General features: G+C 59.5%; 11 protein-coding genes. 2 read left to right on the top strand and 9 right to left on the bottom strand.

Annotation, left to right across the window (positions count from 1 at the left end; genetic code table 11):
- Positions 1-12 precede the first annotated feature (12 nt).
- The 4 genes from C816_RS16840 to C816_RS16825 all read right to left on the bottom strand — a co-directional run bounded on the left by C816_RS16840 (position 13) and on the right by C816_RS16825 (position 4221).
- Positions 13-1407, bottom strand: a complete 1395-nt coding sequence (locus C816_RS16840) for an MATE family efflux transporter (protein WP_016323614.1) — start codon at positions 1405-1407, stop codon at positions 13-15.
- A 241-nt stretch (positions 1408-1648) separates the two neighbouring features.
- A complete protein-coding gene (locus C816_RS16835; RefSeq protein ID WP_016323613.1) occupies positions 1649-2458 on the bottom strand; it encodes a MetQ/NlpA family ABC transporter substrate-binding protein in 810 nt (269 codons plus the stop codon).
- A gap of 1 nt (position 2459) precedes the next feature.
- Positions 2460-3209 carry a methionine ABC transporter permease gene (locus C816_RS16830; protein WP_016323612.1) on the bottom strand — a complete coding sequence of 250 codons (750 nt, stop codon included), beginning with the start codon at positions 3207-3209 and terminating at the stop codon, positions 2460-2462.
- Complete coding sequence (locus C816_RS16825) at positions 3202-4221, bottom strand: methionine ABC transporter ATP-binding protein (protein ID WP_016323611.1); 1020 nt, start codon at positions 4219-4221, stop codon at positions 3202-3204. Before C816_RS16825 ends, C816_RS16830 begins: the two co-directional genes overlap by 8 nt.
- A 566-nt stretch (positions 4222-4787) precedes the next feature.
- On the opposite strand from C816_RS16825, the gene C816_RS16820 reads away from it, so the two are divergent.
- Together C816_RS16820 and C816_RS16815 are read left to right on the top strand one after the other, a co-directional pair.
- Positions 4788-5612, top strand: a complete 825-nt coding sequence (locus tag C816_RS16820; RefSeq protein WP_242832236.1) for a DUF368 domain-containing protein — start codon at positions 4788-4790, stop codon at positions 5610-5612.
- A gap of 35 nt (positions 5613-5647) precedes the next feature.
- On the top strand, positions 5648-6322 hold the full coding sequence (locus tag C816_RS16815) for a PoNe immunity protein domain-containing protein (RefSeq protein ID WP_016323609.1): 675 nt from the start codon (positions 5648-5650) through the stop codon (positions 6320-6322).
- 35 nt (positions 6323-6357) lie between these two features.
- Here C816_RS16815 and C816_RS16810 read toward each other — a convergent pair whose 3' ends face one another.
- The 5 genes from C816_RS16810 to pheT form a co-directional block, all read right to left on the bottom strand.
- Positions 6358-7641, bottom strand: a complete 1284-nt coding sequence (locus C816_RS16810) for a methionine gamma-lyase family protein (protein ID WP_016323608.1) — start codon at positions 7639-7641, stop codon at positions 6358-6360.
- A gap of 106 nt (positions 7642-7747) precedes the next feature.
- Positions 7748-8665, bottom strand: a complete 918-nt coding sequence (locus C816_RS16805; RefSeq protein ID WP_016323607.1) for a C40 family peptidase — start codon at positions 8663-8665, stop codon at positions 7748-7750.
- A gap of 48 nt (positions 8666-8713) precedes the next feature.
- Positions 8714-9013, bottom strand: coding sequence for a hypothetical protein (locus tag C816_RS16800; protein ID WP_016323606.1), 300 nt, complete (start codon positions 9011-9013; stop codon positions 8714-8716).
- 219 nt (positions 9014-9232) lie between these two features.
- The gene (locus C816_RS16795) at positions 9233-9478 is read right to left on the bottom strand and encodes an IreB family regulatory phosphoprotein (protein ID WP_016323605.1); all 246 of its coding nucleotides are present in this window, start codon (positions 9476-9478) and stop codon (positions 9233-9235) included.
- Between the two features lie 156 nt (positions 9479-9634).
- Positions 9635-12358, bottom strand: a complete 2724-nt coding sequence (pheT, locus tag C816_RS16790) for a phenylalanine--tRNA ligase subunit beta (protein ID WP_016323604.1) — start codon at positions 12356-12358, stop codon at positions 9635-9637.
- Positions 12359-12424: the final 66 nt, after the last annotated feature.

The following is a 12424-nucleotide window of genomic DNA, read 5'->3' as shown; positions in this document are numbered from 1 at the left end:
GAACGCCGGACGTCATGCGGCGTCCGGCGTTATTTCCGTCGCACCCATGCGGCGTTTCAAGTGCCGCATTCCCAGACAGTAGCAGGTAAGCTGAGATAGAAAAGTGATGGTCCAGGAGACAGGGTAGGAGATGTAGACGGTTTGGATGGTATGGTAGGCCGGGATTTGGAAGAGGACGGAGATCCAGAGAATCCGCAGGCCGCAGGCGCCGATAAGGGAGATCAGCATGGGCGTGACGGCGAGGCCAATGCCCCGCACAGAGCCCACGATCACGTCCATCAATCCGCACAGGGCGTAGAGGGCGCAGACGATGCGGAGACGTTCCATCCCGGCGGCGATGACGGCGGGACTGTCGGAGTAGATGCCCAGCAGCTGGGGGCCCAGGAGCATGGCGGAGCCGCCCAGTACGCCGCCCACTACCACGGCACAGCCCAGGGCCCGCACCATGATGGGGCGGATGCGCTCGATCCGCCCGGCGCCCAGGTTCTGGCTGGTGAAGGAGATGTTGGCCTGATAAAAGGCATTGACAGAGGCGTAGATAAAGGTCTCAATATTGCTGGCGGCGGCGTTTCCGGCCATGACGATCTCCCCAAAGGAATTGACGGAGGACTGGATCACCACGTTGGACAGGGAGAACAGGATGCCCTGGATACCGGCGGGTATCCCCACCTTCATGATCTGCCGGAGCCGGAGAGGGTGGATTCGCAGCTGCCGCAGGTCCAGGCAGACGGCCCCGCCTGCCTTTGTCAGGCAGCGGAGCACCAGCAGGGCGGAGACGCACTGGGAGGCCACGGTGGCAATGGCTACACCGGCCACATCCAGGCGGCAGACAATGACGAAGAACAAGTTCAGCGCCACGTTGACCACGCCGGCGAAGGAGAGGTAGTACAGGGGCCGGCGGGTGTCGCCCACGGCCCGCAGCAGCGCCGCGCCGAAGTTGTAGAGCATCATGGCGGGCATTCCCAGAAAGTAGATGCGCAGGTACAGCGTGGCCAGATTCAGCACCTCCGGCGGAGACAGCATCCATACCAGGATGGTATGGGCACCAAAGACGCCCGCCGCCGTCAGAAACAGCCCGCCCAGGAGACTGAGAAGGATGGCGGTGTGGACGGTCTGACACAGGCTCTCCTCCTCCCGGGCACCGTAAAACCGGGCCGCCAGAATATTGGCGCCCACGGACAGGCCGATGAAGAGGTTGGTCAAAAGGCCAATGATGGAAGCGTTGGAGCCCACCGCCGCCAGGGCATTGTCCCCGGCCCAGCGGCCCACCACGATGATGTCCGCCGCATTGAAGAGAAGCTGCAGGATACTGGAGAACATCAGCGGCAGGGCGAATTGCAGGAGCTTTGGCAGGATTGCCCCGCTGCACATATCGATCTCATAGGTTTTTCCCTGGCCCCGCGCCATAACAACAGCCTCCTGTTTCCTGTAAATTTGCCGGTCTCAACCGGCGTTTGGAACCTGTATTGACAGCCGTTGAACGCCGTTTGTGAATACAGATTTCTATTATTTTAACATGGTCTTAGCGGAAAAGCCACTGGGACCGCCGGAAATTTCAGCTGAATTCTACGATAAAAATACATACTATTTGTGTAATCAGACGAACAACGGGGAGGAACGAAAGTTCCTCCCCGTCTGGGTGTCTTTCTCAAAACAGCGGCACCACGGCGCCGTCGTAGGTCTCCTCGATAAAGGTTTTTACCGCGTCGCTTTGCAAGGCTTTCACCAGGGCCTGGATGCCCTCGCTGCTCTCATTGCCCTCCTTCACGGCCAGCACATTGACATAGGCCTCCGCAGCCTCGCCGGTAGCGGCTTCCACCGCCACCGCGTCGGAGACCTTCAAGCCCGCATCGATGGCGTAGTTGCCGTTGATGACGGCCATATCCACGTCCTGGAGCCTGGAGGGAAGCTGGTCGGCGGCCAGCTCGATGATCTCATAGTCGTGGGGATTTTCAGCAACGTCGCTCTTCGTGGCGGAGAGGCCTACGCCTTCCTTGAGCTTAATCAGGCCCTCCTGCTCCAGCAGCAGAAGTGCGCGGGCCTCGTTGGTGCCGTCGTTGGGAACCGCGATCTGTGCGCCGTCGGCCAGGTCGGCCAGGGCTGCGGTTTTGCCGGCGTACAGGCCGAAGGGCTCGTAGTGAATGTCCGCAACGCTGACCAGGTGAGTGCCATGCTCGGCGTTGAACTCATTCATGTAGGTGATGTGCTGGAAGTAATTGGCGTCCAGGGAGCCGTCCTCCAGGGAGGTATTGGGCGTCACATAGTCGTCGTATTCCACGATGTCCAGGGTATAGCCCTGTTCCGCCAGGATGTCCTTGGCGACTTCCAGAATGGCCGCGTGGGGCGCGGGGGTTGCGCCGACCTTGATGGTGGTACCGTCCGCTTTCTTTCCGCCGCAGGCGGTGAGAGCCAGGACCAGCAGAGCGGCCAGCGCAAGAGCTGCAATTCTTCTTTTCATGTTACGTTCTCCTTTTTGTTTCGGTTGGATTGATACGCCGGTCGGATTTTATCGACCAGGCGGTACCGATGGATTGAATGATCTGGACCAGAATGACCAGGATAATCACCGCCACATACATGACAATGACCTGATTGCGCCCGTGGCCCCGCATCAGGGCTACCGCGCCCAGACCACCGCCGCCGATGGCGCCCGCCATGGCCCCGTAGCCCAGAATCGTAATGGCGGCGTTGGTGGCCCCGTTAATCAGGGAGGGGCGGCACTCCGGCAGCATGACCTTGACCACGATCTGCCAGGGGGAGCAGCCCATGGCCTGGGCCGCCTCGATAACGCCCCGGTCCATCTCCCGCAGGGAGATCTCCACCAGCCGCGCCACATAGGGGGCCGCCGCCACAGTCAGCGGAACGACGGTTGCCGCCGTACCCACGCTGGTGCCCAGAATCAGTCGCGACAGGGGCACCACCATGACCATCAAAATCAGGAACGGCACGGACCGCAGGAGATTGACGACCGTATTCAAAACGCTCATCAGCGCTTTGGGCATTGGACGCACGCCGCCGCTCTCGCCAATGACCAGGATAATGCCCAGCGGAAGACCGATCACATAGGCGAACAGCGTTGCCAGAGCGGGGGCGTAGACTGTCTCCCAGACATTAAAGGCAAGCGTGCTGAAATCGGAGAGGTAGGCGATCTGCTCCGGCACTTTGGCAATACCCCAGCTTTCAAACAGGGTAATAAATATCTCACTCATGGTAATCCGGAACCTCCTCCACCGTAATATTTTTCTGCGCGCGGATGTAGCTCAGGGCCTTTGCGGCCTCGTTGGGATTCTCCGGAAGGCCCAGCAGCATGGTGCCGATGGCTTTCCCGCCCACGTTGCGGGTGTCGGCACCCAGGATGTTCACCTTGACGCCGCAGTCAATGGCCAGGGAGGCGATCAGCGGGTCGTAGGCCGTGCCGCCGTTGAAGGAGATCCGGATGACGTGGGTGCTGGCGGGGTACTGGGCCGGGGTGACGCCGCCGGGATACACCAGCCGCCGGGCCGCGTCAGTGGAGGGATTGGAGAAAATCTCCTGCACGTCCCCCTGCTCCGCCACAACGCCGCCGTCCAGAATGGCCACCCGGGTGCAGATGTCCTCAATGACGCTCATCTGGTGGGTGATGACCACCACCGTAACGCCCAGCTTCTGATTCAGATCCTTCAAAAGGTCCAGGATAGAGGCCGTGGTGGTGGGGTCCAGAGCGGAGGTGACCTCGTCGCAGAGGAGGACCTTGGGGTCTGTGGCCAGGGCTCGGGCAATGGCCACCCGCTGCTTCTGTCCGCCGGAGAGCTGGGCGGGATAGGCGTCCGCCTTGTCCCGAAGGCCCACGATCTCCAGCAGCTCCGCCGCCCGTTGTCTCGCCTGGGCGGCAGGCAGGCCGCTGATCTCCATGGGGAAGCACACGTTTTTCAGGCAGGTGCGCTGCATCAGCAGATTGAAGCTCTGAAAGATCATGGTGATCTTCCGCCGGGCCAGCCGCAGGGTCTTTTCGCTGAGCTCCGTCATGTTCTGGCCGTCTACCATTACCGTGCCGGAGGTTGGACGCTCCAGCAGGTTCATGCACCGCACCAGGGTGGACTTGCCAGCGCCGGAGAGGCCGATGATGCCGAAGATCTCGCCCTGCCGGATGTCCAGATTGATGTCCTCCAGGGCGTGGACGGCCTCCGCTCCGCTGCCGAAGGTCTTGCTCAGATGCTGGATCTGAATAATCGATTGACTCACAGTATCGAAACTCCTTTACGGTTCATTTGGGAGGGAAACAATAAAAAAATCCTTGAAGCAGCTGCTTCAAGGACGGACGTACAAACGCCGTGGTACCACCTTGGTTCGCGCGCCTCCTCACGGAGACGGCCTTTGGAAGTGCAATCTACACTTCTGCGCTGTGACGGGCGGCTCCCGTCGTGACCTATGCTGACGCAGTCGGCCACGCAACTCCAAGACCATGTTCGGCAGGCCCTTCCGCACCCCTTTGCACCGACCGGGGCTCTCTGTGCCGTATCTGCCTGCTTACTCTTCTCTTCATCGTCTTTGCGGTATGCAATTATGTATCTTGCAGTTTACACAAAAAGCGGGCGGCTGTCAACGGGGGAAACCGCTATAATATCCGCGCTTTCTGTCAGAAACTTTATCGGATTTAGACAAAAGAAGCAAAAACATCCCGGCCTCTGGGGGAAAATTTTTCATGTCGGAGGCCGGTATTGGATTGAAAAGGGAGGGCAAAACTGCTATTATCTATGAGTATACAGAGAAAGAGAGGGGACCCAAGGGTGAGAGGAAGAGGAAACCGGGTGATTCATTGGCTGCGGAATCTGCTCTGCGGTATCCTGATCGGCGCCGGAGCGATTCTGCCCGGCGTGTCCGGCGGCGTGCTGGCGGTGGTGTTCGACATCTACCGCCCCTTTATGGAGATCCTCACCCATCCCAAGCGGGCGCTTCCAAAGTACTGGAGATGGCTTCCGCCCTTGGGACTGGGATGGTGCGCGGGCTTTATGGGCTTTGCCAAGGGGATCGCGGCGGCCATCGACTTCTCCAGTACCGTGACCACCTGGCTCTTCATCGGGCTCATAGTGGGCACAGTGCCCGCCCTGTACCGGGAGGCGGGGAAGGAGGGGCGCTCCGCCGCCTCCTGGGTGAGCCTGCTACTGTGCGCTGGCAGTGTGTTCGCCGGGCTGTTTTACATCAGCCGCATCGCCTGTTTTTCGGCGGAGCCAAACTTCTGGTGGTACAATTTCTGCGGTGTGCTGTGGGGGATGGGCGTTGTGATTCCTGGGATGACCTCCTCCTCGGTGATGATGGCCCTGGACCTGTACCAGCCTGTGCTGGAGGGGCTGGCAAACTTAGATTTTCTGGTGCTGTCCGCCTCGCTGCCGGGACTGCTGCTGACGGTGTTTTTGCTGGCGCGCCTTGTGACCTGGTGTTTTCGCCGCTGGTACTCCGTGGCCTTCCACGGGACTTTCGGCATTGTGCTGGCTTCCACACTGGTGATTATTCCAACCTCTTACCGGGGGGCGGAAGAGATTGTGCTGTCGGCGCTTTGCTGCGCGGGCGGCTGCGCCCTGGCCTACTTCCTGGCCCGCCTGGACCAGCGGATGAAGATGGACGATCCGGCGTGACGCCGGACCACTCATGAAGCGAGAGGGGAAAGAGTATGAGGGATACCATCAAAAGTGAGGAGTATTTTACCAATAAACTACAATCCAACCAGGCGCGTATTCTGAAATTTGAAACGCTTCTCACTGGTATAGAGCCATCCAACGAGCGCGGGATCAGAATTGGAAAGGGCTGGCTGTCTAGGCTGCATCTGGACTCTCTGAAGGCGGCTTACTCCGCAGGAGCCGGAATTCAGGACGTGTATGCTCACTATCTCCAGTTTATTGACAGTTACAAGGATGTCTGCGCCCCAGTGGACAGCGCCTATGATGTCATTGACGCGCTCTCGCTGGGGGTGCTGTTCCAGGCGGCAAAATCCAACTTCCTCCCAGGTCTGGAGAGCATTACGGAAAAGTTTGATTCCCGGGATGGGCTGATCTGCTGTTTGATCCAATCTCTGCGAGATGAGCCCTTGACCATACGCCCGTCTCAGCTGGATTATTTCAATCGTATTGCAGAAGGCGAGAACCCGGCCGAGATTTTGTCCCTGGAATTGTCCCAGTGGTACCAGCGCCGCAAGGACGCGTATTGGTATAATGCTCACCGCTCTAAAAACGATACATACTGCGGATATTGGTGTTTTGAAATCGCGGCGCTGTCCAAAATATTCAGAGTTGATGACAGCGGGTTCGCGCAAAATCCCTATTACCCCTATGACCTGGCGCATAACTGACAGAGCCAGGCGGCCCATGGCCGCCTGGCTTTTATTCACTCCGGCAGCCGGACAATAATCCCCGCTTCCGTCAGCTTCTGGAGGCTCATCAAAATCCCCAGCTTGGCGTGGTACCACGTCAGCCCGCCCTGAAAGTACACGGCGTAGGGAGGGCGGATGGGGCCGTCGGCGGAGAGCTCGATGGAGCTGCCCTGGACAAAGGCCCCTGCCGCCATGATGACGTCGCTGTCGTACCCGGGCATGGCCCAGGGCTCCGGGGTGACGTAGCTGTCCACCGGGGCGGCGGCCTGGATGCCGCGGCAGAAGGCCACCATGGCCTCCCGGCTGCCCAGGGTCACCGCCTGGATGATGTCGTGGCGTTCCTCCGCGGCGGCAGGCACGCAGGAAAAGCCCAGATTTTCATAGATGCTGGCGGCAAAGACGGCGCCTTTCAGCGCCCCGGCCACCACGGTGGGGGAGAGGAACAGCCCCTGGTAGAAGGCGGGCATCAGTCCCAGATTGGCCCCCACCTCCTGGCCCAGGCCCGGGGCGGAGAGACGGTAGGCGCACCGCTCCACGCACTCCCGTGTGCCGCAGATGTAGCCGCCGATGGGGGCCAGACCGCCGCCGGGGTTTTTGATGAGGCTCCCCACCACCATGTCGGCCCCCAGGTCCGAGGGCTCCAGCCGCTCCACGAACTCGCCGTAGCAGTTGTCCACCATCACTTTCACATCCGGCTTCACGGACTTGCAGAAGAAGATCAGCTCTCCGATCTGCGCAACGGAGAAGGAGGGGCGGGTGGCGTAGCCCTTGGAGCGCTGGATGGTGATGAGCTTTGTCCGGTCATTGATGGCCGCCCGGATGGCGTCATAGTCAAAGGAGCCGTCCGGCATCAGGTCCGCCTGCCGGTAAGTGACGCCGTATTCCTTTAAGGAGCACTTGCTCTCCCGGATGCCGATGACCTCCTCCAGGGTGTCATAGGGGGCTCCTACGGGGGAGAGGAGCTCATCACCTGGAAGCAGGTTTGCGGACAGCGCCACCGTCAGCGCATGAGTGCCGCAAGTGATCTGAGGGCGCACCAAGGCGGCCTCTGTGTGAAAGACGTCCGCGTAGACCCGTTCCAGGTTGTCGCGGCCCTCGTCGTCGTAGCCGTAGCCGGTGGTGGCGGCAAAGTGAGTGGCGTTGACCCGGTTTTTCTGCATGGCGGCCAGAACCTTGCACTGGTTGTACTCCGCTGTCTGGTCAATGGCGTCAAAACGGGGTCGCAGGGCGGCCAGCACCGCCTCGCCGTATTCATATACTTCCCGGCTGACGCCGAGCTGTTCATATATCTGTTCCATGATTCTCAATTCCTTTTGTTGGTTTCTGTCCAAATATAGCAGAGTTTTGAAAAAATAGCAAGGGAAAACCGGCACGGAAACCGTGCCGGTTCTGAAATAATTTTCCTCAGAGGCGGATGCCGCCGACAAAATATGTATTGTAGTATCCGCTGGTCAGGTCGCTGATAATCACACCGCCGCTCCGGGAAGAGGAGGAGTGAATATGCTGCCCATTGCCCACATAGATGCCGGCGTGAGAGCAGGCCTTGCCGTTGGAGCGGCTGGGGTCACAGAAGAACACCAGATCGCCGGGCTGCAGCTCGCTGATATTGTAAATGCGGGTACCGTAGCCGCTCTGCCACTGACCGGTGGCGGTGTGAGGAAGGGAGTAGCCAAAGTGCTTGTAGACATACATGGTAAAGCCCGAGCAGTCAAAGCCGCTGGGGGAGGAGCCGCCGTAGGCATACCGGGTGCCCAGATACTGCTTGGCGAAGCTCACCACATCGTTGGCAGTGCTGCCAAGAGACCCGGTGGCGCTGGCGGCGCTGGAACCGCACATGGTGAGATAGTCACTGCGGATGTAGCCGTCCACGCCGTTTGCGGTGATCTTGTACCAGCCGTCCTCAAAGCCGTTGACAGTGGCGATGCTGTTGCGGTTCATCACCGTGAGCACCTGGCCGTCTGTGGAGGAGTTGGAGCGGACGTTGACGCCGTCGCCCTCCACCCGGCCATAGGCGTCGAAGATGTTGTCCTGGTCGATGAGCATATAGTCGGCGGAGACGTAGCCGGTGTTTCCGTTGTAGTTAATCTTGTACCAGCCGTCCAGCGTGTCGTCCAGGACGGCCACAGGCACGTCCTCATCCAGCATGGTAATGATGGAGGCGTCGAGAGAGGGGCCCGAACGGAGCCGCAGAGAGGAACCGGTGGTGGCACCGATGGCAACGGCCATATCTTCTTCAGCGGCCAGGGCGGTGACGCCCAGCAGCAAGACCGCAATCACAGAGAGGGAGGCGATCCTGACCGCCTTTCCAACGAGGTGTGTCATACGTATATGCATCCTTTCGTTTCAGCTTTTGTAGAAGGTGGTGAGGGATTACTTTCCGGCCAGAGCTCGGTCCAGCCAGATGGCAGCGATGTCCATGGCGGCGTACAGGCTGTCCTTTTCGCTCTTTTTCACAATGCGGCTGCGGGAGTTCTCCGGCTCCGTCAGCTGGAGCTGGATGGACACCTTGGTGGCCAGCTTGATGTCTTGTTCCTGTCTGTTCTCCAGGACCTGCATCATAATAATATATTTGTCCGTCATCGATCCGTAGTAAATCAGGTTGTCCACCCGGCGGAGAGGATGACCCTTATAGAGGAGACCTTCGTTCTTTGTGCTTTTCTTATCTGCCATCAAAACACTCCTTTGAAATTTTGTAACCAAATTGTAACATGTTTTTCCCTCTTTGTCAATGAAACGACGGGCGGATTTTGATTGAAATCTCTCCCGAAATCCGCAAAAATTCGCCAATAAGTGCGAAAAAATCTGCGGAATCATTCAAATCACCCGTTAAGCGACATGAAAAATTCCGCAGAAAAAATTTTTACAAGATTGTAATCTTTGTTACTTTTGTTACTGATTCAGGTATTTCCGCACCAGAACCTGTAACAATTCGTCCCGGTCGATTTTGCGGATCAGGGTCCTGGCATTGTTGTGATTGGTGATATAGGTGGGGTCCTCGGACAGGATATATCCCACAATCTGATTGATGGGATTGTAGCCCTTTTCCTCCAGAGCCCGATAGACCGTGGACAGGATCTGATAAATCTCCTCATCCTTGTCCATCGCAATGCTGAATTTCCGGGTATAATCGTCCATGCAGACACCACCTTTCTTTCTCTCACAGGAAAACTCATTATAGTGCTAGTATACACTTTTTTTGAAAAACTGTAAAGAGTTTCTGCTGGAAATTTATAAAAGATTTTTACTCTCTCCCCGCCTGGGAACGATTTGCGGCGGGGAGAGGGGCATTTTTCAGCGCAAAACGGCCTCCAGTTCGGTTTTCAGCAGCTCCAGAATGCTCTTTACATCCTCGTCCGCCTCCTCGGCGGTGAGACTGCGGTCGTCGGCCCGAAGCTCCAGGCTGAAGGCGGCGCTCTTCTTGTCCTCCGGTACGCCGGGACCGGTGTAGATGTCAAACAGGGTCACATTTTTCAAAAGGCCCTTGGCGCCCCGGCGGATGCAGTCCTCCAGCGCGGCCACGGGGATGCTGCGGCTGCACAGCAGGGCGATGTCCCGGGTGACGGCGGGGAATTTGGGCAGGGGGCGGTACAGCGGCTTGCCGCCGGCGCACTGATACAGCGCGTCAAACTGGAGCTCTGCGGTATACAGCTCGCAGTCTGCGCCGTAGTTGTCGGCCACATGGGGGTGGATCTGACCCAGGACGCCCAGAAGAGTCTCTCCGCTGTATACCCTGGCGCAGCGGCCGGGGTGGTAGGAGGGATTCTCCCGCTCCGTCTCATAGCGCACGCCGGCAATCCGAAGACCCTCCAGAACGGCCTCTACCGTGCCCTTGAGGGTGAAGAAATCCATTCCGCCGCCATAGGCGCCCAGGGACAACACCTTGGGCTCGTCGGCCATGCCGGAGCCGTCGTTTTTCGGGAAGTAGGTGCGGCCCAGCTCATAGAGCCGCACGGACTTGTTGCGGTAGTTGTAGTTCCTGGCCAGAATCTCCAGCATGGAAGGCAGGGTGGTGGTGCGCATGATAGAGGTGTCCTCCCCCAGGGGGTTCAGGATTTTCATGGAATTCCGGAGGAGGGAGTTCGCCGGCAGGTCGATTTTGTCGTAATAGGTGGGGCTGATGAAGGAATAGGTGATGATCTCGCTGTACCCGGCGGCCCGGCAGAGAGCCCCGGCGGCGTTCTCCGCCCGCTGGACAAAGTTCCAGCCCCGGCGCTCATTCAGGCCGGAGGAGAGGGTGTCGGGAATCTTATTGTAGCCGTAGAACCGGGCGACTTCTTCGGCCAGGTCCGCCATGCCCTCCACGTCGCTCCGCCAGGAGGGAACTTTCATCATGCCGCGGTCCTTTGTGGTCTCAAAGCCCAGCTTTTGCAGTGTGGTGTACATCACGTTCTCCGCCACATCGGTGCCCAGGAGGGCGTTGATCTTGTCCGGCTCCACTTTCAGGACGGTGGGCTGGGGGACGTAGTTCAGAATGTCGATGACCCCGTCCACCACCTCGCCGGCCCCCAGAAGCTCCACCAGCTCGCAGGCCCGGTTGACGGCGGGGAGGGTGTTGAGAATATCCAGGCCCTTTTCGAACTTGGCGGAGGCCTCGGTCCGCATGCCCAGGGCCAGGGCGGTTTTGCGGATGCAGGCGCCGTCGAAGTTGGCGGACTCGAAGACCACGTCCGCGGTGTCCTCCACGATCTCGCTGTTCAGTCCGCCCATGACGCCCGCCAGGCCAACGGCCCGGGTGTCGTCGGCAATCACCAGCATGTCGGCGTTCAGCTTGCGGATGCTACCGTCCAAAGTGGTGAGTTCCTCGCCCTCCTGGGCCCGGCGGACCACGATCTTTCCGCCCTTGACATAGCGGTAGTCAAAGGCGTGCATGGGCTGGCCATACTCCAGCATGACGTAGTTGGTGATGTCCACGATGTTGTTGATGGGCCGGACGCCCATGCTCCGCAGCCGCTCCCGCATCCACTTGGGGGAGGGGGCGATCTTTACGTTCCGCACCATCCGGGCGGTGTAGCGGGGACAGAGATCCGGGTCCGGGGTCTCCACGTCCAGGCGCTCCGCGATGGACTGGGCCAGGGGATTGTCCGCGTCCTCGGGGCAGCCCTTCACCACGGGGGTATGGAGCTTCAGGGGCTTGTCGAAGGTGGCGGCGGCCTCCCGTGCAAGGCCGATGACGCTGAGGCAGTCGGGCCGGTTGGGGGTGATCTCAAACTCCACCACGTGGTCGTCCGCGCCGATGATGGGCTTAATGTCATCACCGGGCCTGCACTTCTCGTGCATGACAAAGATGCCGTCGGGGATACAGTGGGGGAACTCCTTCTGCTCTGCGTGGAGGTCCGCCAGGGTGCAGATGGACTGAGATTTGGTGTTGTAGGCCACCAGGTCTCCCTGGTGGATATTCTGGAGGCGGACATTGTGGACATTGCCGCTGCTTTCACCCCAGTCCAGGGCGAAGGTCCAGTGTCCGCCGCCGTTGTCCATCACCGTTTCCACCCGGGCGCAGACCACCGGCCCGAAAATTTTATGTCCCGGCTGGATGTCCGCGGGGATGGAGGGCTTTTCCGGTTCGATGGGCTTGTAGTCGTTCAGCAGGGCGGCGGCCTCAATGACGGCGTAGGGGAAGTCCCGCTCGTCCAGGCCCAGCTCGCTGAGACCGCACATCATGCCGTCGGACAGCACGCCCCGCAGCTTGCCCCGGGTGATCTTCTTGCCGCCGGGGAGGGTGGAGTTGTGCTTGGCCACCGGCACCAGGTCGCCGGTGTGGATGTTCCAGGCGCCGGTGACGATCTGCACAGGCTCCTTCTCGCCGATGTCCACCTGGCAGACCCACATATGGTCGCTGTCGGGGTGGCGCTCCATCTTTTTGATGCGGCCCGCGACGACGTTGGAGATCTCCGCCCCCAGGTCCTCGGTGACTTCCACCTTGGAGCCGGAGAGGGTCATGGCCTCGGCGAAATCCCGGTCGTTCACCGGGCCGATGTCTACAAACTCTTGTAACCATTTACGGGAAAGTTTCATAATGTCAAACTCCTTCTTCCGGAGCGTTTCGCTTCGGATAGGTTTTCATATTTTCGGCAATGGGTC

It is taken from the genome of Oscillibacter sp. 1-3 (genome assembly GCF_000403435.2).
Taxonomy (GTDB): domain Bacteria; phylum Bacillota; class Clostridia; order Oscillospirales; family Oscillospiraceae; genus Oscillibacter.
This window is presented reverse-complemented; position numbering and strand designations above follow the sequence as displayed.